The 25,928-nt window shown below is 37.2% G+C and carries 26 protein-coding genes and 1 pseudogene; 4 read left to right on the forward strand and 23 right to left on the reverse strand.

Annotated elements, in window-relative coordinates; translation table 11 throughout:
- Positions 1-181: 181 nt before the first annotated feature.
- Both acs and H8B04_RS06790 read left to right on the forward strand, forming a co-directional pair.
- Complete coding sequence (gene acs / locus H8B04_RS06785) at positions 182-2,098, forward strand: acetate--CoA ligase (protein WP_165290514.1); 1,917 nt, start codon at positions 182-184, stop codon at positions 2,096-2,098.
- A gap of 92 nt (positions 2,099-2,190) precedes the next feature.
- Complete coding sequence (locus H8B04_RS06790; RefSeq protein WP_190301851.1) at positions 2,191-2,592, forward strand: alpha/beta hydrolase family protein; 402 nt, start codon at positions 2,191-2,193, stop codon at positions 2,590-2,592.
- Here the strand turns inward: H8B04_RS06790 and H8B04_RS06795 are convergent.
- Complete coding sequence (locus H8B04_RS06795; RefSeq protein ID WP_190301852.1) at positions 2,578-2,985, reverse strand: helix-turn-helix domain-containing protein; 408 nt, start codon at positions 2,983-2,985, stop codon at positions 2,578-2,580. The two genes, H8B04_RS06790 and H8B04_RS06795, sit on opposite strands and share 15 nt — an antisense overlap.
- A gap of 120 nt (positions 2,986-3,105) precedes the next feature.
- Between H8B04_RS06795 and tnpA the strand changes: the two are divergent.
- Positions 3,106-3,513, forward strand: a pseudogene (tnpA, locus tag H8B04_RS06800) (IS200/IS605 family transposase).
- Between the two features lie 100 nt (positions 3,514-3,613).
- Here tnpA and H8B04_RS06805 read toward each other — a convergent pair.
- The 22 genes from H8B04_RS06805 to H8B04_RS06910 form a co-directional block, all read right to left on the reverse strand.
- On the reverse strand, positions 3,614-4,999 hold the full coding sequence (locus H8B04_RS06805; RefSeq protein ID WP_190301853.1) for an NADH-quinone oxidoreductase subunit N: 1,386 nt from the start codon (positions 4,997-4,999) through the stop codon (positions 3,614-3,616).
- Positions 5,000-5,026: 27 nt separating this feature from the next.
- The gene (locus H8B04_RS06810; protein ID WP_190301854.1) at positions 5,027-6,472 is read right to left on the reverse strand and encodes a complex I subunit 4 family protein; all 1,446 of its coding nucleotides are present in this window, start codon (positions 6,470-6,472) and stop codon (positions 5,027-5,029) included.
- A 25-nt stretch (positions 6,473-6,497) separates the two neighbouring features.
- On the reverse strand, positions 6,498-8,417 hold the full coding sequence (gene nuoL, locus H8B04_RS06815) for an NADH-quinone oxidoreductase subunit L (RefSeq protein ID WP_190301855.1): 1,920 nt from the start codon (positions 8,415-8,417) through the stop codon (positions 6,498-6,500).
- 19 nt (positions 8,418-8,436) lie between these two features.
- Positions 8,437-8,766: an NADH-quinone oxidoreductase subunit NuoK gene (gene nuoK / locus H8B04_RS06820; protein WP_149914787.1), complete on the reverse strand. Its 330-nt coding sequence runs from the start codon at positions 8,764-8,766 to the stop codon at positions 8,437-8,439.
- Positions 8,766-9,263 (reverse strand): NADH-quinone oxidoreductase subunit J family protein, encoded by a 498-nt coding sequence (locus H8B04_RS06825; protein ID WP_165291437.1) that lies wholly within the window; start codon positions 9,261-9,263, stop codon positions 8,766-8,768. The genes nuoK and H8B04_RS06825 overlap by 1 nt, the downstream gene beginning before the upstream one ends.
- 5 nt (positions 9,264-9,268) lie before the next feature.
- Positions 9,269-9,787, reverse strand: a complete 519-nt coding sequence (locus H8B04_RS06830; protein WP_165291436.1) for a NuoI/complex I 23 kDa subunit family protein — start codon at positions 9,785-9,787, stop codon at positions 9,269-9,271.
- Between the two features lie 8 nt (positions 9,788-9,795).
- A complete protein-coding gene (gene nuoH, locus H8B04_RS06835) occupies positions 9,796-10,836 on the reverse strand; it encodes an NADH-quinone oxidoreductase subunit NuoH (RefSeq protein ID WP_190301856.1) in 1,041 nt (346 codons plus the stop codon).
- A 6-nt stretch (positions 10,837-10,842) separates the two neighbouring features.
- Complete coding sequence (locus H8B04_RS06840; RefSeq protein WP_394354874.1) at positions 10,843-11,862, reverse strand: 2Fe-2S iron-sulfur cluster-binding protein; 1,020 nt, start codon at positions 11,860-11,862, stop codon at positions 10,843-10,845.
- A 16-nt stretch (positions 11,863-11,878) separates the two neighbouring features.
- Positions 11,879-13,234, reverse strand: coding sequence for an NADH-quinone oxidoreductase subunit NuoF (gene nuoF / locus H8B04_RS06845; RefSeq protein WP_165291434.1), 1,356 nt, complete (start codon positions 13,232-13,234; stop codon positions 11,879-11,881).
- Between the two features lie 65 nt (positions 13,235-13,299).
- Complete coding sequence (locus tag H8B04_RS06850) at positions 13,300-13,824, reverse strand: NADH-quinone oxidoreductase subunit NuoE family protein (RefSeq protein ID WP_165291433.1); 525 nt, start codon at positions 13,822-13,824, stop codon at positions 13,300-13,302.
- On the reverse strand, positions 13,817-15,052 hold the full coding sequence (locus H8B04_RS06855) for an NADH-quinone oxidoreductase subunit D (protein WP_190301857.1): 1,236 nt from the start codon (positions 15,050-15,052) through the stop codon (positions 13,817-13,819). Before H8B04_RS06855 ends, H8B04_RS06850 begins: the two co-directional genes overlap by 8 nt.
- A gap of 15 nt (positions 15,053-15,067) precedes the next feature.
- The gene (locus tag H8B04_RS06860) at positions 15,068-15,571 is read right to left on the reverse strand and encodes an NADH-quinone oxidoreductase subunit C (protein WP_190301858.1); all 504 of its coding nucleotides are present in this window, start codon (positions 15,569-15,571) and stop codon (positions 15,068-15,070) included.
- Positions 15,564-16,118 carry an NADH-quinone oxidoreductase subunit B gene (locus H8B04_RS06865; RefSeq protein ID WP_165291431.1) on the reverse strand — a complete coding sequence of 185 codons (555 nt, stop codon included), beginning with the start codon at positions 16,116-16,118 and terminating at the stop codon, positions 15,564-15,566. The genes H8B04_RS06860 and H8B04_RS06865 overlap by 8 nt, the downstream gene beginning before the upstream one ends.
- A gap of 90 nt (positions 16,119-16,208) precedes the next feature.
- On the reverse strand, positions 16,209-16,589 hold the full coding sequence (locus tag H8B04_RS06870; protein ID WP_190301859.1) for an NADH-quinone oxidoreductase subunit A: 381 nt from the start codon (positions 16,587-16,589) through the stop codon (positions 16,209-16,211).
- Between the two features lie 104 nt (positions 16,590-16,693).
- Positions 16,694-18,433 (reverse strand): tetratricopeptide repeat protein, encoded by a 1,740-nt coding sequence (locus H8B04_RS06875; protein WP_223815311.1) that lies wholly within the window; start codon positions 18,431-18,433, stop codon positions 16,694-16,696.
- A gap of 26 nt (positions 18,434-18,459) precedes the next feature.
- The gene (locus H8B04_RS06880) at positions 18,460-19,371 is read right to left on the reverse strand and encodes a PstS family phosphate ABC transporter substrate-binding protein (protein WP_190301860.1); all 912 of its coding nucleotides are present in this window, start codon (positions 19,369-19,371) and stop codon (positions 18,460-18,462) included.
- A 293-nt stretch (positions 19,372-19,664) separates the two neighbouring features.
- Positions 19,665-20,546 (reverse strand): energy transducer TonB, encoded by an 882-nt coding sequence (locus H8B04_RS06885; RefSeq protein ID WP_190301861.1) that lies wholly within the window; start codon positions 20,544-20,546, stop codon positions 19,665-19,667.
- Positions 20,547-20,578: 32 nt separating this feature from the next.
- On the reverse strand, positions 20,579-21,136 hold the full coding sequence (locus H8B04_RS06890) for an ExbD/TolR family protein (RefSeq protein ID WP_190301862.1): 558 nt from the start codon (positions 21,134-21,136) through the stop codon (positions 20,579-20,581).
- Between the two features lie 15 nt (positions 21,137-21,151).
- Positions 21,152-21,808, reverse strand: a complete 657-nt coding sequence (locus H8B04_RS06895; protein WP_165291426.1) for an ExbD/TolR family protein — start codon at positions 21,806-21,808, stop codon at positions 21,152-21,154.
- A 98-nt stretch (positions 21,809-21,906) separates the two neighbouring features.
- Positions 21,907-22,737 (reverse strand): MotA/TolQ/ExbB proton channel family protein, encoded by an 831-nt coding sequence (locus H8B04_RS06900; protein WP_165291425.1) that lies wholly within the window; start codon positions 22,735-22,737, stop codon positions 21,907-21,909.
- 404 nt (positions 22,738-23,141) lie between these two features.
- Positions 23,142-23,489 carry a translation initiation factor gene (locus tag H8B04_RS06905; RefSeq protein ID WP_190301863.1) on the reverse strand — a complete coding sequence of 116 codons (348 nt, stop codon included), beginning with the start codon at positions 23,487-23,489 and terminating at the stop codon, positions 23,142-23,144.
- 10 nt (positions 23,490-23,499) lie between these two features.
- Positions 23,500-24,378, reverse strand: coding sequence for a diacylglycerol/lipid kinase family protein (locus H8B04_RS06910; RefSeq protein ID WP_165291423.1), 879 nt, complete (start codon positions 24,376-24,378; stop codon positions 23,500-23,502).
- Positions 24,379-24,650: 272 nt separating this feature from the next.
- Here H8B04_RS06910 and metK point away from each other — a divergent pair, with 272 nt between their 5' ends.
- Positions 24,651-25,904 (forward strand): methionine adenosyltransferase, encoded by a 1,254-nt coding sequence (gene metK / locus H8B04_RS06915; protein WP_165291422.1) that lies wholly within the window; start codon positions 24,651-24,653, stop codon positions 25,902-25,904.
- The last annotated feature ends 24 nt before the right edge of the window (positions 25,905-25,928 follow it).

Genomic DNA, 25,928 nt, shown 5'->3' on the forward strand with positions numbered 1-25,928 from the left:
ATTTATTCACTTTTACACAGATAATTAGTAACAATCTCTTTGCCTCATTCGCTTTTAATGGCAAAAAAAATTAAATTAGTCTCTAAATCAGGCATTTTACCACATTGAATAAATGAATGTCTGAATTGGATAACTAAGTATAATAAAATATAAACCTATAGAAAATTTTAGAGAAAGAGAGATGAGTTTTCAAATTAAAAGTTTTGAGGAGTATCAGGACGCTTATAAGAGAAGTGTCGAAAATCCAGAAGAATTTTGGGGAGATGTTGCAAGCAATTTCTTTTGGAAAAGAAAATGGACTAATGTTCTAAATTGGAATTTCAAAGATCCAGATATCAGATGGTTCGAAGGAGGTAAAGTAAATATTACCGAAAACTGTTTAGACAGACATATCTATCAAAATGGCGACACACCAGCCATCATTTGGGAACCGAATGATCCTACTGAAGCGCACCGTGTGTTGACTTATAAACAACTTTTAAACAAAGTTGAACAATTTGCTAACGTATTAAAGAATAACAATATCAAAAAAGGTGACCGTGTGTGTATTTATTTACCAATGGTCCCTGAATTAGTAATTGCTGTATTAGCCTGTGCTCGTATTGGTGCCATTCACTCTGTCGTATTTGGTGGTTTCTCTGCACAATCTATTGCGGATCGTATCAATGATGCGGAGTGTAAATTAGTAGTAACAGCTGACGGTGGTTTCCGTGGTCCAAAAGTATTGGAACTTAAATCCATCGTAGACGACGCCTTGATGCAGTGTAAATCCGTGGAGAAAGTTATTGTCTTGACTCGTTCTCGTACGCCAGTTTCGATGATTAAAGGTCGTGATGTGTGGTGGGAAGACGAAATTAAAAAAGTAGAAACACAAGGTAATCCAGCTTGTCCTGCAGAAGAAATGGATGCAGAAGACACGTTGTTTATTTTGTATACTTCCGGTTCGACAGGAAAGCCAAAAGGTGTAGTACACACAACTGGAGGTTATATGGTGTATACGGGCTATACATTTGCCAACACCTTCCAATATCAACCAGGAGAAGTATATTTCTGTACTGCTGATATTGGTTGGATTACAGGTCATAGTTATATCGTTTATGGACCACTTTCACAAGGTGCTACTTCATTAATGTTTGAAGGTATCCCTACTTTCCCTGATGCAGGTAGATATTGGGATATTGTGGACAAATACAAAGTCAATATTCTATATACAGCTCCAACAGCTATTCGTTCATTGATGGCCTTTGGCGACGAATATGTAGACTCTAAGGACTTATCATCTTTACGCGTATTGGGTTCTGTAGGCGAGCCAATCAATGAGGAAGCGTGGCATTGGTACAAAGACAAAGTAGGTAAAGGAAAATGTCCAATTGCAGATACATGGTGGCAAACTGAAAATGGTGGTCACTTGATTACACCTATCGCAGGTATTACACCTGAAATTCCAGGTTACGCATTATTACCTCTTCCCGGCGTTCAACCATGTTTGATGGATGAAAATGGTAAAGAAATAGAAGGCAACGATGTTTCAGGTAATTTGTGCATCAAATTCCCTTGGCCAGGCATGTTACGTTCAACTTGGGGCGACCACGAGCGTTGTAAACAAACATATTTCTCTACTTACGAGAATATGTACTTTACAGGTGATGGCTGTTACCGCAGCCCCGAAGGTTATTACCGCATTACAGGACGTGTGGATGATGTATTGAATGTTTCTGGACACCGTATCGGTACAGCGGAAGTTGAAAACGCTATCAACATGCACTCTGATGTAGTTGAATCTGCAATTGTAGGTTATCCTCACCCCGTAAAAGGTCAAGGTATTTACGCTTATGTCATTGCCAATCACCATATCGACGAAAATCAAACTCGTCAAGACATCCTACAAACGGTAACTCGTTTGATTGGGGCTATTGCCAAACCAGATATTATTCAATTTGTAAGCGATTTACCAAAAACGCGTTCAGGTAAAATTATGCGTAGAATCTTACGCAAAGTAGCAGAAAACGAATTGGGCAGTTTAGGAGATACATCAACACTACAAGACCCTACGGTAGTAGAAAAAATCATTGAGGGTGCTGAAAAGCTTAGAAAGTAACAACTACATTTAAAGGATAGCCAAAAAGCTATCCTTTTTTTTTATACTACTTTTCTTTAAAGTCAGTACATTAGCACCTATACCACCTAATTATGAGAAAGTTATATTTATTATTCATAAGCACAATCATCTTCCTTTCATGTAAAGATGATGATTACGAAGCGTTAGATTTAAACACGAGCTATAGAGAAATTATAGACACAGCTTACGGAGAACATGCAAGACATAAAATCGATTTGTACTTGCCCGAAAATAGAAATGCAAATACGAAGCTTATTGTTATGATTCACGGAGGCGCTTGGATAAGTGGAGATAAAAGTGATTTGAAAGCATCTGTAGAAGCTATTAGGCGGTTAGCACCTGATATTGCTGTGGCAAATATTAACTACCGTTATATTGATGGGCAATCTGTTCTAATTCAGGAACAACTTCATGATGTTGAAAAAGCAATTAATTTTCTAACTACAAATGCTGGTGAACTACCCATGTGCTAAAGACAAATGGGCTTCGGGCTTCACAGACTTGTGCTTTGTTGCCAAAGTCTTATTTGAGTCTCCGCCCGTGTAATCGCCAGTTCCTGACGATATTATTTTTAATCCTTCTTTCAGAATGTTTTTTGCAGCGTTTAAATCACGGTCTAAAACGTGTCCATTTTCGTAAGTCCATTCTCTTATTGAAAGATTTAAGTCTTTCTTTTTTAGTTCAGTTAACGTAGCTGCCTGTTTATAGTAATTATCAGACTTTTTATTTGCTTGATATTGCTCTTTCCTTTCATTTAAAAAGTAGTTGTAAACGTAACGGATACATCCAAAATGCTTATCCAACAACACTTTTTGCTCTTGTGTTGGCTGCAATTCAAAGTGATATGTCCGAAAAATTATCTTCATTCTACTATTAAATAGTTTTATTTTATGCAAAGATGCATTTTATTTATGCAGTCCGATACGTTTTTTTTTGTAAATATTTTCCATTTTGATTGAGAAACAGTCACAAAAAACTTCGCTACTATGTCTAAAAAAAGTAAGTACATCAGCACAAATCGTTCAAAACACTAAGTATCATTTAATCTTCCTTTGCAAGTATCGTAAAAAGTTACTTGTCGGTCAGTTAAAAGATGATATGCGTTCTTTTCTCTTAAACATTACTTCTAATTCAGATTTTGAAATTGAAGTGTTTGAATCTGATTTAGACCACATCCATTTTCTTATTCGTTATATCCCTCGTGTTTCAATTACTTCTATTGTTCGCAAGTTAAAACAAGAATCTACTTATTACATTTGGCGTTCACCACACAGGTCATTCTATTTAAACATTTTTGGAAAGAACATACTTTCTGGTCTGATGGTTATTTTGTTTGTTCAATAGGTGAAGCATCTCCTGATACTATTCGTCAGTATATTCTCAATCAGGGTTAGTCGCTTACATCCCACAGGCTAAAGACCTGTGGGTTTTACGCTCCGTTTTATAAAAAAGCTCTTCAAAAAAGAAGAGCTTAGCAGTAAAAATGGTTATTTCTTACAATAAGGATATTAAACAATTCGGATATACCCCTATTAGCACCGTAAGCAAAAGAGTGATAATCAAAACTACATTAAAACTAATTGGCACTGCAAGTTTATCATCGCCAGTATTGCTTGGATAAAAATACATACGAACCACTACGCGCAAATAGTAATAAATACCAATCGCGGCATTAACTACAGCTAATATTAACAATATAATATGATAATCCGCCATAGCACTTCGGAATAACATAAACTTCCCTATAAAACCTGCCGTCAACGGGATACCAGCTAGAGATAACATAGCAACAGTTATGACTAAAGCCAATAACGGATTAGTTTTTCCTAAGCCATCAAAAGCAACAAACTGGTCAGAACCGTGATTTCGCTTCACTAAAATCAGTCCCGCGAATGCGGCTACCGAAGCTAATGAATACGCTAAACCATAAGTCAATATGCTTGAATTCGCATTCGCTCCTAACGATATAATTGCAAAGAGCATATATCCAGCATGCGAAATACTCGAATACGCCAACATACGTTTAAAGCTTGTTTGCATGAGAGCGGTTATATTACCCAGGAATAAAGTAATAACGATCACGACGAGTAATATTGGTGTCCAAAAATCTTGTAATGGAGAGAAAACGTAACTAAACAGTTTGATAAAACCGGCAAACGAAGCCACTTTCACCACAGTACTCATATAAGTTGTAATCAATATAGGTGCGCCATCGTATACATCTGGTGTCCAGAAATGGAAGGGAGCAGCTCCCACTTTGAAAAGCAAGCCAACCAATAACAAGAGGATTCCACCATAAAACAATGGGGATACCGCTGTTGGATTCGAAACCAAATAATTTTTAACTCCTGTAATATCAAATGTGCCTGTAGCTCCGTATAATAATGTTATACCGAATAACAAAAATCCAGTAGAGAAAGCGCCCATCAAGAAATATTTCAAGGCAGCTTCGTTCGATGCAAAATCGGTTTTACGAATACCTACCAAAATATATAATGCTACCGACATGACTTCAATACCAATAAACAGCATCGCAAAATTGTGATAAGCACAAACCATCAAGGCACCTGTAAGCGAGAATAAAATCAAACAATAATATTCCGCTACATTCTTACTTATAGCACTGAAATATTCTTTAGACAATAAAAGTACAAGGCCAGTGATGACAATACATACGGCTGAAAAAGCTAAAGCAAAATTGTCAAACAAAACCATACCGTTGTAGATCGGTGCAGTTCCATTATTCCAAGCTACTATTTCAAAACCTAATGCTGCCACTAAACCCAGTAAGGATACAGGCAACAATAAGGACTTTGCTTTATATAAGCCTAAATATAAAACCAGAATTCCCAACAGAGACAGTGTAATAATCGCTCCCATAAATATGATTGTGTATTTTGACTTATTTTAAAATTTAACTGATTGAATTAATTGCGTTACCGATGCTTCTGACAATTTCAATAGTCCATTTGGCAACACACCTAGCAACACCACAAACAGACAAAGAATGACCAAAACAAACACTTCGGTTTTAGAAGCATCTGTGACTTTTACGTATTTCGAATCCAAGGCGCCTAGCATAGTTTTTTGAAATAACCGCAACATATATACCGCACCAAAAATCAATGTCAATCCAGCAAAGGCAGCATACCAAATTCCAACACTATATAGTGATTTTAATAATAAAAACTCGCCGATAAAACCATTGGTCAATGGCAGACCGACAGCACCCATCATCAGAATAACGAAAAGCGTAGCTAATACAGGCATTTTATAGGCAAGACCGCCCAACTCATCCAAACGATTAGTACCCGTGCGGGATTTGATAAGATCTAATACTAGAAATATCCCCACCACACTAATGCCATGATTCACCATTTGCATAATTGCACCTTGCAAACCTTCTTGATTCCATGCAAATATACCTGCTGTAATCAAACCCACGTGCGCAATAGATGAATAAGCAATAAGGCGTTTAGTATCTTTTTGTTTGAACGCAATTAGCGAGGCATATACAATTCCAATGATACAAAGCACCAATGCAACAGAACCGTACGCACTTGTACCGAAAGGAATAACAGGTATAAGCCAGCGAATAACCCCATAAGTACCCATCTTCAACATAATGCCAGCCAACAGCATTGTTCCTGCCGTAGGCGCATTGGTATACGTATCTGGTTGCCATGTGTGGAATGGAAATACTGGAATTTTAATCGCAAAAGCAACAAAGAAAGCCCAAAATAACCAACGTTGTGCATAGTCGCTCAAATCCAAAGCAACAAATGAAGTCCATTCAAAATCTTTATTTGGAGTTTGCTGTCCTAAATAAAGGATGGCAATCAACATCAATAAACTTCCAAAGAATGTATAAATGAAGAATTTTAAATTTACTTTTATTCTATCCCCATCACCCCAAAGTGCACAAATAAAATAAATTGGAATTAATGCCGCTTCCCATCCTACATAGAATGTAAAAGCATCTAAAGCAGTGAATACCAACAACAAACCTGCCTGCATAAAGCTAGCAAGTGCATAAAAACTATGTCTATAATCTTTGGTAAAGGTCGAAAGAATGATGAGTGGAAATAAACCGTTCGTCAATAACACCAACGGTAAACTAATGCCGTCTAATCCTACATGAAAACGGATATTCAGACTTGAAATCCAATCGAATGATTGCTCAAATTGAATAGAAGCGTCAGGTACAAAGGTGCACAAGAATGGTATTGTCAATACAACTTGAACCAAAGACAATACAAGTGCAAGCCACTTCGCCATCGAAGAAGATTTTGCGAACGCTAACAATATAGCACTTGCAACAGGTAGTAATAGCAGTATAAAAAGGTTATTCATTGATTATCTTCTATTTCAAATCTATTTAAATATTTAAAAGACCATACAGCAAAATAGCAGCTGCACCCAATACCATCATGATGATATAAAACCCGACATAACCGCTTTGTAATTGGCGAATACCACGACCGGAGGCATTTATCAAATCCGCAACACCATTTACGATACCATCAATAGTTCCCTTATCCACAATTTTATATAAGATTTTAGATAAGCTATTAAGCGGTTTTACAAACAAAGCATTATACAGTTCATCGAAATACAATTTGTTATATGAAAGATTGTATAAGGCACCCTGCTCCATACCATCCTCTTGAGGAACATCTGATTTCTTCACATATTTTTGATAGGCAACGACAGCCATAATAATAGCCGCTAAAGCCGAAACCGCCATCAAAATATATTCTGTAGAATGTTCCAAATGAACCTCTGGAAGTCTAGCATTCGTATAAGTAAAAATTGGACTTAAGAAGTTTGCCAACCAATGTCCCCCACCTAATGCCGAAGGCAAATTGATAACACCACCTACTACTGAAAGAACAGCCAAAACAATCAACGGCAAAGTCATTTGTACAGGTGACTCATGCAAATGATGTGCCTGCTCTTCCGTTCCTCTAAATTTACCGAAGAACGTTAAAAACAACATTCTAAACATATAGTAAGCCGTGAATATTGCTCCGACAAAGCCTAAGCCCCAAAGAATTGGATTGGATTCAAATGAAAAGGCCAAAATTTCATCTTTAGAGAAAAAGCCTGAGAATGGAGGAATACCTGCTATCGCGATTGTACCTATTAACATCGTTGCATATGTAATAGGCATGTATTTTTTCAATCCGCCCATTTTACGCACGTCCTGCTCATGATCCATACCATGAATAACTGAACCTGCTCCTAAAAACAGTAATGCTTTAAAAAAAGCGTGGGTCAATACATGGAAGAAAGCAGCTGTATAAGCCCCTACTCCTAGCCCTAAAAACATATAACCTAATTGGGAAACTGTTGAATAAGCCAATACTTTCTTTATATCGTTTTGCGTTACCGCAATAAATGCAGCTACCAATGCTGTCGTAACGCCAATAACCGCAATAATTTGTAAAGTAAGAGGAGATAGTGTAAACAAAATATTCGAACGAATAATCATATAAATTCCTGCTGTTACCATTGTAGCCGCGTGAATCAATGCGGACACAGGAGTTGGACCTGCCATCGCATCTGGCAACCACGTGAATAATGGAATTTGTGCAGATTTACCAGTAGCTGCGATAAATAACAATAATGTAATTAACAATAAAGTTGCATCGCCTAGAGGAAATTCTGAAGCCTTACTAAATACCTCTGCATATTCTACCGTTCCAAAAGTTGCGATAATAGCAAAGACAGCAATTAAAAATCCTAAATCTCCTATTCTGTTCATCACAAAAGCCTTTTTAGCTGCACTTGCGTAGGAAGAGTTTTTGTACCAAAACCCGATCAACAAATACGAACATAATCCTACTCCTTCCCATCCAATGAACATGATTAAATAGTTGGATCCTAAGACCAACAACAACATGAAGAAGATAAATAGATTTAGATAGGCAAAGAATCTTCCAAAGGATTCATCAGAGTGCATATAACAATACGAATACAAATGAATCAAAAATCCAATTCCTGTAACAATAAGCAACATAATAGAGCTTAGAGGGTCTAATAGAAATGAAAATTTCAAATTGAAATCTCCAACGGTCAACCAATCAAATAAATGGTAAACCGTTGCAGCATCTTCTCCTGCATTTCGCGCATTTAACACTTGGCCAAATAACGAACAACTTAACAAGAAAGAACACAAAACGGTACCGCATCCTATCAATCCTATTACGAATTTCGAAAAATTATACTGTCCTAGTCCATTAATTATAAAACCTAACAAAGGTATCAACGGTATCAGCCAGATTAGTTCCATCATATATTTAGGTTTTACTCGTTTACCAACGTAATTTACTCAACGACTCAATATCCACAGATTTCGTATTTCTGTAGACCATAATCACAATGGCTAAACCTACCGCAACTTCCGCTGCTGCCAAAGCCATAACGAAAAACACAAAAACCTGTCCACTCGCATCGCCATAATAAGCCGAAAATGCCGCCAACAATAGGTTTACAGAATTTAGCATCAGCTCTATAGACATCATAATGATAATCACATTACGACGGATCAACACACCTATAACGCCGATGGCAAATATCACACTACAGAAAATCAAATAATGATTTAATGGAATGCCTTGTATATTTTGAATAATATCTCCCATTATCCTTCTTTTGTTTCTTTTTTAGCTAATAAAATGGCTCCTACCATTGCTGTCAACAACAGGATTGAAGACAATTCGAATGGCAATAAAAATTCATCAAACAAAACTTTACCTAGATTTTTTACTAAACCTACGTCCGTATTACCTGTCACGTTTTCTTCTTGCCCGTCTAATACACGGAAAGCACCTAAGAAAGTCGCTAACAAACACATCCCCGCAATAGCACCTATAGTTTTCACCAAGGTGGATTTCATTGGTTCCGTATCCTTATTAAGATTCAAAAGCATCAGAACGAACAGGAATAAAACCATAATCGCACCCATGTACACGATGAAATTCACAACAGCCAAAAACTGTGCATTCAACAAAATGTAATGAACTGTAAACGTAAAAAACGTAATGACTAGATACAGCACACTATGTACTGGATTCTTTGTGAAGATGGTCATCAACGCAAAGAAAATGGACAAAAATGCTACAAAATAAAATATACCCATTATGCTTATCCGTTTACATTAAGTTTCGTAATATCAAATTTCGGCTCCACCAATTTATCTTTACCATAGATAAAATCCTTGCGCAAATACTCTGCTGTCACGTGTGGACCATCCAAATAAATGGCTTCCTTCGGACAAGCTTCTTCGCACAATCCACAGAAAATACAACGCAACATATTGATTTCGTATACCGCTGCGTACTTTTCCTCTCTGTACAAATGCTTTTCATCATTTTTACGCTCCGCAGCTGTCATCGTAATCGCCTCAGCAGGACAAGATAACGCACAAAGACCACAAGCCGTACAACGCTCTCTGCCTTGTTCATCACGTTTTAACGAGTGTTGTCCTCTGAAATTTTTTGAATAAGGTCTAATTTCCTCAGGATATTTTACAGTAGGAATTTTCTTGAAAAAATGTCGTATAGTAATAGAAAGCCCTTTCACAATAGCCGGCAGGTACATACGTTCCCATATGTTCATTGGCTTTTGCTCGATGACTTTTTTTCGGTTAGTTAATGATTGCATATCCCGACTTATTGAAAGTAAGTATCCTTAATTAATGTTATTACACCTGTCAATACAATATTGGCTATAGCCAATGGAATCAAAATTTTCCAGCCCAAGTTCATCAATTGGTCATAACGGAAGCGTGGCAATGTCCAACGAATCCACATGAAGAAGAAAATGAAACCAAATATTTTTAAGAAAAAGACAAGTACGCCTATAATAGTTATCCAGTTTTCGGACAAGCCCAAATCATACATGAATGGAAAATTATACCCGCCGAAATACAATGCCGACATCAGAGCTGATGAAACAAACATATTGATGTATTCCGAGAACATGTATAATCCCAATTTCATCGAAGAATATTCGGTATGATATCCACCTACTAATTCGGTTTCACATTCGGGCAAGTCAAAAGGCACACGATTACATTCTGCAAAAGCACAAGTAATGAAAATCAAAAATCCTAAAGGCTGAACCCAAATATTCCAGTTTACAAAACCTGATTGTTGCGCCACAATTTCGCCTAATTGCAACGAACCTGTCACCATCAATAGAGCGATTAAAGACAAACCCATTCCGATTTCGTACGAAATACTTTGTGAGGCAGCACGAATCGCTCCCATTAAGGAGAATTTGTTGTTTGAAGCCCAACCACCAAGCATAATACCGTAAACGCCTAATGCTATTACACCAAAAACGTATAATACACCAATGTTCACATCAGCAACTTGCAACGTGATGATTTTGCCATCAATAACTAGATTTTGTCCCCATGGAATCACCGCCGAACTGATACAAGCTGTGATAATCGCAATTACAGGCCCTAAAATAAACAAAGTCTTATGCGCTCCTGCCGGAATAATTTCTTCTTTGAAAAAGAATTTACCACCATCACAAAGAGGTTGTAAAATCCCGAAAAGACCAGCTCTATCCGGACCATAACGGTCTTGCATAAAACCCGCAATCTTGCGCTCGGCCAGTGTAGAGTACATCGCTATCACCAAAGTAACAGTGAAGACAATCACCACAAGTATAAGTTTCTCTAATATAAAAGCGACTTCCATCGAATATTATTTTAAACGTTCTGCTCTTTGCAATTGCTCCGCATTCGCAAGTTGTAATTTCTCATTCTCTTTAATCACAGGAGGGAGATTAAAGGATTCGTAATGGTTTGCACCAATAACGGATTCTTTCTCCACATCTGTCGGATGTTCCAACACCCAATCTGATGTTTTTTTGGTATCAAAACGACACGTATTACATATGAAATCTTCTACCTCGCCAAAATCATCCTTACGACCCGTAACACGCAACACTTCTTCTCCTTTGTACCATAGCGTCACTTTACCCGAACATGTCGGGCAATCACGGTGCGCATCTATAGGTTTTGTAAACCAAACACGATTTTTGAAACGGAAAGTTTTATCTGTTAAAGCTCCTACAGGACATACGTCAATCACATTTCCGATGAAATCATGATCCAATGCTTTTTCGATATGCGTAGAAATCTCAGAATGGTCACCTCTATACAAGATACCATGCTCACGCTCTTCCGTCAATTGGTTAGCAACATAGACACAACGGTAACATAGAATACAACGATTCATATGCAACTGAATCTTATCGCCTAAGTCTATACGCTCGAATGTACGACGCTCGAATTCATAACGTGTACTTTCCGAACCATGTTCGTAGCCTAAATCCTGCAATTTACATTCACCAGCTTGGTCACAAATCGGGCAATCTAACGGATGGTTGATCAACAAAATCTCCACCACGCCTTTGCGAGCTTCTACCACTTCTGGAGAAGTAATATTTTGCACCTCCATACCATCCATCACCGTCGTTCGGCACGAAGCCACAAGCTTTGGCATGGGACGAGGGTCTTTCTCCGAACCTTTAGAAACCCTTACCAGACAAGTACGGCATTTTCCGCCCGAACCTTCCAGCTTAGAATAATAACACATCGCTGGTGGCACAATATCCCCACCAATCTGACGCGCAGCATTTAATATCGTTGTTCCCGGAGCTACTTCCACCGGAATACCATCTATCGTGACTTTAAAATTTACTACTTCGTCTGCCATCATATCTGCTTCTAAATATCTATTGAACTACAGGTTCTAAAGGGTCAGCATAATGTGCCAAACCATAATTTCTAGTTTGTGACTCTTGAGGATTCAACACATGCCATTCAAATTCATCCCGAAAGTGACGAATCGCTGCCGCAACAGGCCATGCTGCCGCATCACCCAAAGGACAAATTGTATTTCCTTCAATTTTGCGTTGAATATCCCATAAAAGGTCTATATCTTCCATGGAGCCATGACCAAGCTCTATTTTGTGCAATACTTTTTCCATCCAGCCCGTTCCTTCACGACAAGGCGAACATTGTCCACAACTTTCATGATGATAGAATCGGGCAAAATTCCAAGTATTGCGAACGATACATTGGTCTTCATCAAAAACTATAAAACCGCCAGAACCCATCATTGAACCAGTCTGAAATCCTCCATCAGCTAAGGACTCGTAAGTCATCAAGCGAGGATTTCCAGTGGCTGTTTTTGTAATTAAATTTGCTGGTAAAATAGGTACCGAAGAACCTCCTGCGACTAAAGCTTTCAGTTTTTTGCCATTAGCAATACCGCCACAGTATTCATCCGAATAGATAAATTCTTCTACAGGAACTCCCAATTCAATTTCATACACACCAGGCTTATTGATATTACCCGAAGCCGAAATCAATTTCGTGCCTGTACTGCGCTCAATACCGATTTTAGCATATTCTTCACCGCCATCATTAATAATCGGAACTGTTGCAGCAATAGATTCTACATTGTTTACGACTGTAGGACAACCATACAAACCCGCGATCGCGGGGAATGGAGGCTTAATACGTGGATTACCACGCTTTCCTTCTAGTGATTCCAACAAGGCTGTTTCTTCACCACAGATATAAGCGCCACCACCTGGTTGTACATATATTTCAAGATTATATCCTGTACCTAAAATATTATTGCCCAAAAAACCCGCCGCTTTTGCTTCCGCAATAGCGTTTTCTAGAATGCGAATTTGTGGCATCATCTCCCCACGTACATAGATATACGAGGTATTCGCGCCTAGAGCATAACTCGACACAATCATTCCTTCGACCAAAGCGTGCGGAATATGCGTCATCAAATAACGGTCTTTGAATGTGCCTGGCTCCGATTCGTCACCATTACACACCAAATAACGTGGCACACCTTCTGGCTTCGCCAAAAAGCTCCATTTCATTCCCGTAGGGAAACCTGCTCCACCACGACCACGTAAGCCCGACTTTTTCACTTCCTCGACTACATCATCAGGAGACATCGTTTTCAAAGCCTTTTCTACAGCACGGTATCCCCCCTTTTGACGATATACGGCAAAAGTGTTTATTCCCGGTTCATTGATATGTTCTAATAATAGTTTACGTCCCATTGTTTTAGATATGAGATATGAGATATGAGAGATTAGACTTCAGCCTCAATGCTCCCTACTCAAATCTATTGTCCCAAACCCTTATTTTTTAAAGTATCAATCAAAGCATCGACACTTTCTTCCGTTAAATTCTCATAAAAAGTATATTCTGGACCAATTTGCAACACTGGACCAAAACCACAAGCAGCCAAACATTCTACGCCTCGCCAAGAAAACAAGCCATCAGGAGTAACTTCACCTTCTTTCACTCCCAATCGTTGTTCAATATGCCTCATTATACGTTCAGCCCCTACCAAACAACAAGGTCCTGTGCGACAAACCTCTAAAGCATACTTTCCTTGAGGTTTCAAGAAATACATGGTATAGAAAGTCGCTACTTCGTACACCTCAATAGGCTTGATTTGCAAATAAGCCGCTACTTTGTCCATAGCATCCGTGCTCAACCACCCATACTCAGCCTGTACTAAGTGTAGAATAGGCAACAAAGCCGACTTTTGTTTACCTGCAGGATAGCGACTCACAACCTCAGCAAATTTGGCTAAGAGTTGTTCAGAAAATTCAACGGGAAGGTTCTCTTGTACACTAAGCATCTAATTCTCCTGCTATTACGTTTAAACTACTCATGTTTATAATTGCATCCGAAATCAACATGCCCGCACTCATAGGAGCAAACATTTGATAATTGATAAATGAAGGCCTTCTAAAATGAAGTCTGTACGGCGTACGACCGCCATCGTGAATCAAGTAAAAACCCAATTCCCCATTTGCACCTTCTACGGAATGATACACTTCGGATTGAGGAGTTTCCCATTCGCCCATTACAATTTTGAAATGGTAAATAAGTGCCTCCATATTATTGTAAACCTGTTCTTTTGGTGGCAGATAAAATTCCGGCACATCCGCATGGAATACGCCAGCTGGTTCTTTCTTAATTTTATCCAAAGCCTGACGAATAATGCTTAATGATTGCCACATTTCAGCATTTCGCACCATAAAACGATCATATACATCGCCATTTGTTCCTACCGGAACTTCAAAATCAAATTCTTCATAAGAACAATAAGGAGAAACTACACGTACATCATAGTCTACACCAGTTGCACGAAGAATCGGACCAGACCAACTATACTCCAAAGCTTCTTCAGGTGTAACGGCTGCTACTCCCGCAGTACGCTCTATAAATATTCTATTACGAACAAATAACTCTTCAAATTCTCTCAATACTGGAGGATATCGTTCTAAAAATTCTTCTATTTTCTTAAAGGTAATCTCGTTGAAATCACGCTCAAATCCGCCAATACGACCGATATTTGTTGTCAAACGAGCACCACAGATTTCCTCATAGATTTCGTAGATGAATTCACGCTCCTGCATCACATACAAGAAACCCGAGAAGGCCCCTGTATCCACACCCAAAATACCGTTACAAATAATATGATCTGCTATACGTGCCAATTCCATCACAATTACGCGCATATATTGAACCCTTTTAGGTATTTCAATTCCTAAAAGCTTTTCTACCGTCATGTGCCAGCCCATATTATTAATAGGAGAAGAACAGTAGTTCAGTCGGTCTGTCAATGGTGTAATTTGATAAAAAGGACGACGTTCGGCGATTTTCTCAAAAGCACGGTGTATATAACCTATTGTTGAAACACCACTAACGATACGCTCACCATCAATCTGAACAACATTTTGAAATACACCATGCGTTGCAGGGTGCGTTGGTCCAATATTGAGGGTAATTAATTCGTCTTGTGGATCGTTGTCTTCAAAGACAGGTTTATTGTGTGTTATTTTGGTTATAGGATTGCTCATCTTCGTAAATTCAAGTTATCGGCCAAAATAAAAATCTTTCTTATCTACACGGTTCGGATCTTCCAATGGATGTTCCTTACGCATCGGGAACACTTCCAAATCGTCCATATTCAAAATACGACGTAAGTCAGGATGTCCATCGAATATGATTCCATAGAAATCATACGTCTCACGTTCCATCCAATTTGCTCCTTTCCATAAATTTGTCACCGTAGAAATTGTCAGATCAGTGCCATCCAAAAACACCTTGATACGTACGCGGAGATTCCGAAAAAGATTGTGAAGATGGTAAACAACAGCAAATTCCTTCTCCTGATTTGGATAATGCACGCCAGTAATATCTGTCAGATAATTAAATCGTAATGATTCACTATTTTTGAGATAGGTAAGAACTTCAATAATCTGTTCTGCCGAGGTCGATAATGTTAAAAGACCGTGAGGCTCTCCTATTATCTGTACTGCTTCACCAAATTTCTCACTTAAACTTTCTATTATATATTGATTAGTTAACTTATCCATTGTTCGTCTCGATTCCGTATTTCTCCAACAATGCTTTGTATTCTGGTGTGTTGCGTCTATTTAGCGATTCATTTTTCACGATATCCTGCAACTTCAGCACCCCATCCAATATCGCTTCTGGTCTTGGAGGGCAACCTGGCACATATACATCTACAGGTATAATCTCATCTATTCCTTGCAACACGGAATATGTATCGAAAATTCCTCCACTCGAGGCACAAGCACCTACCGCTATCACCCACCGTGGCTCTGCCATTTGAATATAAACCTGTTTTAATACGGGCGCCATTTTTTTTGCTATAGTACCCATCACCAAAAGCATATCTGCTTGACGAGGAGAAAAACTTGGGCGTTCTGCTCCAAAACGTGCTAAATCATATGTAGAACCCATCGTAGCCATAAATTCGATACCACAGCATGAAGTGGCAAAAGGTAAGGGCCATAATGAGTTAGCTCGAGCTAATCCAATCGCTTTATCCAAAGTAGTGGCAAAAAAACCGGCTCCTTCCACACCTGGAGGCGCCTCAGCTAAGGTGACCTTGCTCATAATACAGTTTATTCTTTCTCGGTTTATACAGGTTCAATTTAATGTTTTTATTCCTTAAATTGAATAAAGGAATGTTATTTAGAATGGTTCTTAATCCCAGTTAAGTGCTTTTTTCTTAATCACATAGATGAAACCTAAAAGCAATAATCCCATGAAAATAAACATCTCAATAAGACCATCAAATCCAAATTCTCTAAAATTTACTGCCCATGGATACATAAAAATAACCTCCACGTCGAAGATTACAAATAGTATCGCTACTAAGAAATATTTAATGGAAAAAGGTTGTCTAGCATTACCTACTACCTCTACTCCCGATTCAAATGCTGTAAGCTTATTTTCAGTTCTAACTTTTGGTCCTAAAAGGTGAGTTCCGATAATAGTAGTTACACCAAAGCCCGCCGCAACAAAAAGTTGAATTAGAATTGGCAAATAATCTACTGGCAAATTCTGACCTTGTAAATTTTCCATAATATAAGTTTAGTTCTCAGTTGATAGCAAATATATAACTTTTATCAAAAAATAAAAGGGGAAACTGAATTCAGTTTCCCCTTTTGAAAAGATTTTTAAAAAATCTATTTAATATAATCTTTTAATGCTTCCAAGTATTGAGTAGATACTTCATCACCAGGAGTCAAAGTAGAAGCTTTCTTAAATAAGTCAGCTGCCTTTTTGTAATCCTCTTTTAAGATGTAGTAATAACCAATTACATTATACACATCCGTTAATTTAACAACTTCGTCTTCTGTTAATTGTGTTCCTGCAGCTTGTTTATCTGTAAGAATTTTTGCTAACTCATTGAAGTCAGCTAAGTATAAACCCTTATGTAATTCTGGTTGCTCTGGATCAATCACATCTAAATTATAGTTACTATAACCTTTGATATACAATGCTGGAATTTTGAAATCTGCAGCAGCAGAATCTGTTGATTGGATAACAATATTTAAAGATTTAATAGCATCATTAAATTCTTTAGTTGCATCTTCACCTGCTTCTTTTTTCTGATTACCTGCACGGAAGTTTGCATCACCTACTAAATAATTTGCTTCATAGTACCAAGGTTCACCTTTTTGAGAAGCAGGAACGTTGAAGATAGCTGCGGCAGCATCAAATTTTTCAGCATTGAAAGCATTTCTACCATAACCATCAACTTCGTTGATTAATTCCTTATCTAATTCTAAAGCTTTACCTAAGTGTTGTAAACCTTTATTTTTATCACCAGCTTCAATATTTGCAAAACCACTAAATAAGTAGTCGATTGCGATTAAACGACTTTCTTCAGCATTTGCAAATAATTTGTCAAAGTAACCAACCGCTTTAGCCGCATCTTTATCCTGGTTGATAGCGATCAAACCCAAATAACGATAAACTTTTGCATCCACTCCTGGTACATTTTCCAATTGTTGAGCTACAGTTTTTAATTCGTCATATTTTTGACCAAATACTAAGAAGTCAGCATAACGTACTAATGCATCCGAGGATTTATCACCAGTCACTTCCAAATATTTTTTATAGCTATCTACTGCTTTTGCAACTTGAGCTTCGTATGCCGCCTTTTCTTCATCTGTATTATCTGGCATACGTTTTGCAATTTGCAATTCAGTCTCAGCAATTTCACGATATACAGGACCATAATTTGGGTACTCAGCAGCAATTGAATTATAAGACTCTAATGCCGCATCAAATGCAAATGCACGACGAGTAATCAATGCTTGTTGTACTTTTGCTTTCACCAAATTAGGATCAATATTCAACGCATCACGGTAACTGATATAAGATTGGCTGTTTTCACCTAAACCCAAGTAAGCATCACCTAACGATACCGGAACCAATGCATCTTTCGCATTCTTAGCTTTCGCTTGCGATAAATAATCTACCGCTTTAGCATAGTCAGGTTTTGGAGCTTCTACATAAGCTTTACCAATATAGTATAACGGTAAATAATCTTTTTTACCTAAATCAGAAGTTGCTTGTGTAAATTTTTGTTCAGCAGCTGATACATTATTTTTTTGTAAGTCTACAATACCTAAACCTACAGTATTTAACGTTTCTTTAGGTGCATTAGTTACACCATTATTAAAAGCCCAAGCCGCTGAATCTAATTTATCATTAGCAAGGTATACTTGACCTAAATAAAAATAGTTAGCACCATCTTTAGGTTTTTTTGTTACCAAATTTTTTAAGATGCCTTTCGCTTTATCATATTGCTCTGCATCAATCGCTGCTTGCGCATCTTTTAAACTTTGAGCACTAGCAGTACTTACGATAGCTCCTGCCGCTAATAAACTCAAAAACAATTTGCTCTTTGTCATCATTCTATTTATGTTTCTTAGTTATTTTACTAATTTATGTTATCTCTAATTATAATTTCTCTTCCTGGCATTTTAGCAGGTAATAAACCTGATTTTAACACTATACGCTGACCACGATCTCCTGTCAAAAATGCTGAAAACCCCATTCCCAACCCTAAATTTGGTTGATAGTTTAATACTTTAACCTCTCTTCTCAAAGGATATTCTCCTGTAGAAAGTGAGGCTTGAGTAGGTTTAACATACGTAGGCGACTGTAATGTGTCGTTTAGCACGCTCAAGATACGAATTTTATCTTTTTTTGTAAAGTGTCTTTCTAAAGATAAATATTGATTATAACTAATTAATCCAATATTTGAAGATCCGTCAGCCACTTCATTCAGAATTGAGTTTGCTTCCCCCTTAACTTCAATAAAATTGTTTGCAATTTTATCTATTTTGCCTACTTCACGAAAATATCTTACGAGACTTGAATTCGGATTATCAATAATCAATTTAGTCCCATCAACCGATTTGCCTCTCATCAAATCTAGAATTGTCTCCGTTTTGATTGTAGAATCTCTATTTACATTAGCTACTAAAGCTACAGCATCATATGCAAATTGATAGATTCGAGGCGTGATAGATCGTTGCTCAAAGGATTTCTTTTCTTCTTCATTCAATTCTCTAGATAATATTATCATGGCAGCTTCTCCTTTTATCAATTCATTAATAGATTGAATCTCGGGTTTAGCCAATAGATTTATCTTCGCGTTGTAATAAGAACTTTCAAAGACCTCTTTTTGTTCTTCGACAATTGGCATTAAGGTTTCATCCACTAATACCGTTATTTCTCCAGATAATATGTCATCCTTTTTATTTTTCTTTTCCCCACTCTTCTCACTACAAGAGATAAAGAAAAGAAAACTTAAAAACACATATATAATCTTATTGAACAAATTCATTACCAATATGATTTACTTAAGAATAAAAAGATTAATCCTTAACATTATTTAACGTATAAAATTGTTTTGCCATAATCTCGCAAATCGCATAAATGAATAGACAATTAGCAAAATACCAAACATATTTTTATACGTTTTATCTATCTCAATCGGAAAATCTTTCCAAAAGATAATTAACAAGCCCAACACGAAATAGAAAAAGAACATGCATAGGCCTAAAATAGACAGAAATCGCTTTGTTGGCGATTTCTGTCTAAATTTGTTATTATCATTCATTTCTGAATTATAACTCATTACATATTTGTTAAGTCCAAACGAATAGGCAGTGAATAAGCTACACGAACTGGACGACCATTTTGGATACCTGGGCTCCATTTTTTAGCCTTTTTCAATACGTTGATCGCAGCTTGTCCTGTTCCGTATGATAAATCACGTGCTACTTTGATATCTGTCAAAGAACCATCTTTCTCCACGACGAAAGTAACTTGCACAGTACCTTTCACACCCGCATCGATAGCAGCTTGTGGATATTGATAATTATCACCGATCCATTTACGGAAAGCATTCAAACCACCTGGTGGCTCTGGTTGAATTTCCACAGATTGGAAAATTTCTTCTCCTGTACCTGTACCACCTTCAACCCCTTTAGTACTACCAGTTGCAGCACCTGCTACATCTTTTGTACCCCATTTACCTTCAGTTGTGATACTACCACCTTTCATACCTTTCATAGCTACTGGACCGATAAGTTTTTTCTTATCTGTAGCTTCTTCCACTGTCGCTACTTCTTCTTGAACCGCCTTTTCTTTAGGAACCGGCTTAATCTCTGGAAGAGCAACAACATCTAGAGCAGGCTTAGATTCAGCAATTTTAGGCGCTTCCTCTTGTACTGGTGGTTTTTCTTCTTCTTCAGGAAGTTGTTCCGCCAAATCTTCTAATGTCACCTCTTCTGTAAATGCTACTTCCTCTTTTGGAGCATCATTTCCTTTGAAAGGATTCAAATCGAACACTTGGGTAGCACTAAAAACACCCACAACTGCAGCCACGATAGCTAATGCAGTGTTAGTTGCTTTAGGGCCAAGTTTACGAAGCTGGTAGGCTCCATAAGCTTTATTCCTGTTTTCGAAGACAACATCAAGCCACTCACTTTTAAATATATTTAGTTTTTCAAACATAATATTATTTTTTAATGAAACTCTCTATACGACTAGTCGTTGTAAAGATTTTCTTTTTTCAATAGCTCAATTTCGTCGCCCATGATACGGTTAGATATCATGTAACGTTTAATGTCTACAATCTTCATTTCATCCAACGCATCAATAATGTTGCGTGTAACTGATTTTTCACTTGGACGGATTACTACGATAATGTCTTTACCACCTGCTTGTTGAGGAACAAGTTTCTGCATTTTCATTAATGTTGCACGTAATCCTTCTGCGCTATAATCAATTACTGTAGGACCCTGAAGAGGTTTCTTAACATCACCTTGGTACCATACTAGTTTATCATTTGATCCTAGTACCAATGTAACACTACGGTGCTCATCTACGTCTACGTCTGTTTTTTTGTCAGTTTCAACGTTTTTGTCAGGCATCGCAACGTCCATTGCTTGTGGTTTATTCAAGGATGTTGTTAACATAAAGAAAGTAATCAATAAGAATGCCAAGTCAACCATGGCTGTAAGATCGACCTTACCACCATTTTTCTTAGATCTTACCTTTCCTCCTTTACCTTGTTTACCGGAGTCTTGATTTAATTCTGCCATTTAAATTTCTTATTATTAATCAGCCTTAAGACCAGTCACGAAACTGAACTTATTTTGTTTCTGATTACGTAATGTCTCAATTATTAAATTCAAGTTTGGAAACTTCTCATCAGCATCCGATTTGATAGCAACTGTCATCAATTCGATGTCATCAGGATCTTTGCCATCCTCAATTGCTTTATCTTTTAAAATCTTAGCTGAAGCCAAACGTGCCTGTTTTACCCACGAAAATAATTCGTTGGAAGTATTTTGTGTAGAGTCTACAGGGATACCTTTTTGCTTTTCTGCTGTTCTATCAGCTGACTCTGCTGCTAACAATGTTTTCATTGTTTTCATAGAGACACCAAAGTCTTCCAAGTTTTTGAATTTAGCGTATTCTTCTGGAGTGAATTCGATTCCGTAGATACCTGCCATACGTTGAAGTGCTTCTACACGTACATTAGGGTCACTCATTTTGAAGAACACTTTACCTTCATCACCTACTGTAATGATTGCCAAGTTACCATCAGGTAATTTAGCTTGAGAGTATGAAGGAGCCGTATCAACTGTTAAAGTCTCTGGCTGTCTAGCAGTTGCTGTAAGAACGAAGAATGTTAGAAGCAAGAAAGATACGTCACACATCGCCGTCATATCGATCGATGTACTGGCTCTTTTTACTTTTGCTTTACCCATTTCTTTTACTTTTATAAATTAACAACTCTATTCGTTTACTTAATGATGCTTTATTATCTCACTTTCCATAAAAAAGTTGAAATAATTTTTAAAACATCTTATTTGTGGTTCGCAGCATAAGTTTGTACGATTGAGAAACCAGCCTCGTCGATAGAATAAGTTAATTTGTCAATTTTAGCAGTCAAGATATTGTACATGATGATCGCGAAAGTTGAAGTAGCGATACCTGTAGCTGTATTGATAAGGGCCTCAGAGATACCGTTCGCTAATTTAGCTGAATCTGGAGCACCACCTGTTGCTAATGCTGAGAAGGCCTTGATCATACCTGTTACTGTACCTAATAGACCTGTTAATGTACCGATAGAAACTAATGTAGCTAATACGTTTAAGTTTTTCTCTAACATTGGCATTTCTAATGCAGTAGTTTCTTCGATTTCTTTTTGGATAGCTAAAGCTGATTTTTCAGCGTCTAAACCTGGGTTAGCTTCTACATCTTTGTATTTCAATAAACCAGCTTTGATTACATTTGCAACAGAACCTTTTTGTTTGTCACATTCCGCGATAGCAGTATCGATGCTACCAGTTTTTAATAAAGATTGTACTTTTCTTACAAAGTTACCAACATTACCAGTACCTGAAGCTTTACCAATTACGATGAAACGTTCGATTGAGAAAACCCATACCATTAAGAATAAGCCAAGAAGGACTGGTACGATAGCACCTGCATGGTAAACCATACCTAAATAATTACCTGGTAGTGGTTGATTTTCAGGGTTGTTGTCGATGAAGTTTGAAGGGTTACCCATTACAAATTTGTAAACGATGTAACCGATTACTAAACAAATAACGATTGCTAAACTCGCAAATAAATTACCTGAATTGCCACTTTCTTGTTTTGCTGGGCTAGTAGTTTTTGGTGCGTTTGCCATTTTTACTAAGTTTTAGATTTTTACTGTTGTTTAATTATTATGTTTAATTCTATTAAAATAATGCAAAATTATTGACATCATTCTGACCATTGTCAAAACAAATATACTATTTTGATATAAAATTCAAATTTTTCAATCCTTTTTTATCATTCTTTTTTATGGATAACGATAAGAACGATCATCGCGGCAATCCTATTCTTATGCGTGATTAAAAAATCAATATCCATCTACAGAATATTATGCAATAAAAACTATTTTTTTTTGCATATCCAAATTAATGACTGGCTAACCTTGAAAAATAAGTAACCAAACACTTACTTTTGAATTTCATCAGCTCTAGACTAAGCAAAAGATTTTGAAAATGTAGTTATCCTAATCTAAACGAATAATAAGTCATTTTATTATTACCCACCTACTATTTTAACCTGATATTCAAGACTTTTTAATAAATCGTATATCTTTTGCTTAAAATCTCCCTGTATTAAAATCTCTCCATCTTTGGCACTTCCACCCACTCCACATTTCTGCTTTAATGTTTTAGCTAGTGTTTGCAAATCGTCATCATCCCCCACAAATCCTTCTACGATTGTAACAACTTTGCCTTTTCGTGATTTTTTATCTAATAACACTTTTAGTTTCTGTCTATTAGGAGGTAAAGTTTCTACAGTCTCATGCGAATCGAATTCATATTCAAAATTTGAATCCGTAGAGAAGACTATACCTTCAAATTTTTGTTTTTTCTGCTTAGCCATATTTTTAATTTTAGCAAATTATTTTCAATGCTTTTGGTTTTACAATTATGTTTAAATCATTCGCCATATTGACTGGCTCACCATCCACATGAATTGGTCCAGCATCCAGTCTTTTAATATTTATGTCCTTTCCTGGAATAATCTCCACATATTCTGATTGATCTGCCGAACGATTGAACAAGTGAAACACCATCATGGGTAGAATATACAGCGGAAATTTATGAACGATACACACATCCAAAACTCCATCATTTACAGATGCATTTGGTGCGATGTAAGCATTGTTTCCATATTGTGGCGAATTAGCCACAGAAATCATAAAAGCTTCTCGTTCATACAGTTTCCCGTCTATAGTCAATTCATATTTACACGGTTTGTATTTACTTATTACATTAATGACCGAACGCAAATAACCTATAGGTCCTCGAATGGAGTCGTTGGCAAATCGATCCGATACAGTAGCATCAAAGCCTAATCCCGCTATATTAAAAAAGGGTTTTTCATTAATAATACCACAATCCACATCAACTGTTTCGAAACGATTAAGACGATTAATTGCGGAGGTTTCATTCATTGGGACACCTAAATAAAGTGCAAGGCCATTTCCTGACCCCTCTGGTATGATTCCCATCGGAATTCCACTTCCTACTAAGGCAGATCCTAATTCATTAATGGTTCCATCTCCGCCAACAGCGACGACAGCGTCGTAACCCTCTTCGATAGCCATTTTCCCTAATTCATAAGCATGGTTTGGTCTGGTAGTTTGCTGAAAAGTCGGCTTAAACTTTTGCATATCCAACACCTCCAAAACCTTTTTGTTAAAAGCAGTTTTCTTCTTGCCTCCCGATATAGGATTAATAACGAAAAGTATCTTTTTCTGTTCTTGCATAACTAAAATCAACTGAGTAAATATAGCCTAATTTTCAATAGGAGTAAAAATTAATATAATCCAGATCAAATTTTGGGATAATAATAAAAGTGTTGTAACTTTGCAACCAAATAATAAATGTGGACTGATTTGCATTTTACAAATCTTAAGTAAAAAGGGAGATTGCAACCACGAAAAAAAAGTGCTAAAAACCATTCATTCATTACGTTTTTCCACTTCTATCTTTTCGATAGCACCTCCTATTTATTAGTGTTAAAAACAAAAAAACAAATATGGCATACTTATTTACATCCGAATCCGTATCGGAAGGCCATCCTGACAAAATTGCCGATCAAATTTCAGATGCATTAATTGACAATTTCTTAGCTTGGGACGAAGATTCGCGTGTAGCAATCGAAACTTTAGTTACAACAGGACAAGTAGTATTAGCTGGTGAAGTTAAATCAAAAATTTATCTTGACGTACAGAAAATCACTCGTTCAGTAATCGAGAAGATTGGCTACACAAAGTCAGAATATATGTTTGAGGCAAATTCATGTGGTGTATTATCTGCTATCCATGAACAATCTGCTGATATTAATCAAGGTGTAGACCGTAAAAGCAAGCAAGAACAAGGTGCGGGTGATCAAGGCATTATGTTTGGCTATGCAAGTAACGAGACAGAAAACTATATGCCATTGGCATTAGACCTTTCACACCGCTTATTATATGAATTAGCCGCTTTGAGACGTGAAAATAATGAAATTAAGTATTTACGTCCAGACGCTAAGTCACAAGTAACATTAGAATATAGTGATGACCACAAACCGCAACGTATCGATACTATCGTAATTTCAACGCAGCACGATGAGTTCGATACAGAGCCGAATATGTTGGTAAAAATCACAGAAGACATTAAGAATATCTTGATCCCTCGTGTGAAAGCGCAATTGAAACCAGAATTGCAAGCTTTATTCACAGACAATATCAAATTCCATATCAACCCTACAGGTAAATTCGTAATTGGTGGCCCTCACGGTGATACGGGTTTGACAGGTCGTAAAATCATCGTAGACACTTATGGTGGTAAAGGTGCGCATGGTGGTGGTGCTTTCTCCGGAAAAGATCCATCGAAAGTAGACCGTTCAGCAGCTTACGCTACACGTCATATCGCTAAAAACCTAGTAGCTGCTGGTGTTGCTGACGAAATTTTGGTTCAAATCTCTTACGCTATCGGCGTGAAAGATCCAATGGGTATCTATGTAAATACATATGGTACGAGCAAAGTAAATGCTACCGATGGTGAAATCGCTCAAAAAATCGCCGAATTGTTTGATATGACACCTTACGGCATTGAAACTCGTTTAGGTCTTCGCAACCCGATCTATTCAGAAACCGCAGCTTACGGTCACATGGGTAGAACAAACAAAGTCGTAACAAAGACTTTTGAAAATTCAAATGGCGAAACTAAAACTCTTGACGTGGAATTATTCACTTGGGAAAAATTAGACTACGTCGATAAAATCAAAGAAGCTTTCTATATTTAATAGCAAAGGCGGAATTTTTGAATT

The organism is Sphingobacterium litopenaei, from assembly GCF_014692495.1.
Lineage (GTDB): Bacteria > Bacteroidota > Bacteroidia > Sphingobacteriales > Sphingobacteriaceae > Sphingobacterium > Sphingobacterium litopenaei.

Excerpts from the sequence above, each read along its gene's own strand:
- acs (WP_165290514.1), top strand. The coding sequence starts at position 182 with ATGAGTTTTCAAATTAAAAGTTTTGAGGAGTATCAGGACGCTTATAAG.
- H8B04_RS06790 (WP_190301851.1), top strand. The coding sequence starts at position 2,191 with ATGAGAAAGTTATATTTATTATTCATAAGCACAATCATCTTCCTTTCA.
- H8B04_RS06795 (WP_190301852.1), bottom strand. The coding sequence starts at position 2,985 with ATGAAGATAATTTTTCGGACATATCACTTTGAATTGCAGCCAACACAA.
- H8B04_RS06805 (WP_190301853.1), bottom strand. The coding sequence starts at position 4,999 with ATGGGAGCGATTATTACACTGTCTCTGTTGGGAATTCTGGTTTTATAT.
- H8B04_RS06810 (WP_190301854.1), bottom strand. The coding sequence starts at position 6,472 with ATGAATAACCTTTTTATACTGCTATTACTACCTGTTGCAAGTGCTATA.
- nuoL (WP_190301855.1), bottom strand. The coding sequence starts at position 8,417 with ATGATGGAACTAATCTGGCTGATACCGTTGATACCTTTGTTAGGTTTT.
- nuoK (WP_149914787.1), bottom strand. The coding sequence starts at position 8,766 with ATGGGAGATATTATTCAAAATATACAAGGCATTCCATTAAATCATTAT.
- H8B04_RS06825 (WP_165291437.1), bottom strand. The coding sequence starts at position 9,263 with ATGGGTATATTTTATTTTGTAGCATTTTTGTCCATTTTCTTTGCGTTG.
- H8B04_RS06830 (WP_165291436.1), bottom strand. The coding sequence starts at position 9,787 with ATGCAATCATTAACTAACCGAAAAAAAGTCATCGAGCAAAAGCCAATG.
- nuoH (WP_190301856.1), bottom strand. The coding sequence starts at position 10,836 with ATGGAAGTCGCTTTTATATTAGAGAAACTTATACTTGTGGTGATTGTC.
- H8B04_RS06840 (WP_394354874.1), bottom strand. The coding sequence starts at position 11,862 with ATGATGGCAGACGAAGTAGTAAATTTTAAAGTCACGATAGATGGTATT.
- nuoF (WP_165291434.1), bottom strand. The coding sequence starts at position 13,234 with ATGGGACGTAAACTATTATTAGAACATATCAATGAACCGGGAATAAAC.
- H8B04_RS06850 (WP_165291433.1), bottom strand. The coding sequence starts at position 13,824 with ATGCTTAGTGTACAAGAGAACCTTCCCGTTGAATTTTCTGAACAACTC.
- H8B04_RS06855 (WP_190301857.1), bottom strand. The coding sequence starts at position 15,052 with ATGAGCAATCCTATAACCAAAATAACACACAATAAACCTGTCTTTGAA.
- H8B04_RS06860 (WP_190301858.1), bottom strand. The coding sequence starts at position 15,571 with ATGGATAAGTTAACTAATCAATATATAATAGAAAGTTTAAGTGAGAAA.
- H8B04_RS06865 (WP_165291431.1), bottom strand. The coding sequence starts at position 16,118 with ATGAGCAAGGTCACCTTAGCTGAGGCGCCTCCAGGTGTGGAAGGAGCC.
- H8B04_RS06870 (WP_190301859.1), bottom strand. The coding sequence starts at position 16,589 with ATGGAAAATTTACAAGGTCAGAATTTGCCAGTAGATTATTTGCCAATT.
- H8B04_RS06875 (WP_223815311.1), bottom strand. The coding sequence starts at position 18,433 with ATGATGACAAAGAGCAAATTGTTTTTGAGTTTATTAGCGGCAGGAGCT.
- H8B04_RS06880 (WP_190301860.1), bottom strand. The coding sequence starts at position 19,371 with ATGAATTTGTTCAATAAGATTATATATGTGTTTTTAAGTTTTCTTTTC.
- H8B04_RS06885 (WP_190301861.1), bottom strand. The coding sequence starts at position 20,546 with ATGTTTGAAAAACTAAATATATTTAAAAGTGAGTGGCTTGATGTTGTC.
- H8B04_RS06890 (WP_190301862.1), bottom strand. The coding sequence starts at position 21,136 with ATGGCAGAATTAAATCAAGACTCCGGTAAACAAGGTAAAGGAGGAAAG.
- H8B04_RS06895 (WP_165291426.1), bottom strand. The coding sequence starts at position 21,808 with ATGGGTAAAGCAAAAGTAAAAAGAGCCAGTACATCGATCGATATGACG.
- H8B04_RS06900 (WP_165291425.1), bottom strand. The coding sequence starts at position 22,737 with ATGGCAAACGCACCAAAAACTACTAGCCCAGCAAAACAAGAAAGTGGC.
- H8B04_RS06905 (WP_190301863.1), bottom strand. The coding sequence starts at position 23,489 with ATGGCTAAGCAGAAAAAACAAAAATTTGAAGGTATAGTCTTCTCTACG.
- H8B04_RS06910 (WP_165291423.1), bottom strand. The coding sequence starts at position 24,378 with ATGCAAGAACAGAAAAAGATACTTTTCGTTATTAATCCTATATCGGGA.
- metK (WP_165291422.1), top strand. The coding sequence starts at position 24,651 with ATGGCATACTTATTTACATCCGAATCCGTATCGGAAGGCCATCCTGAC.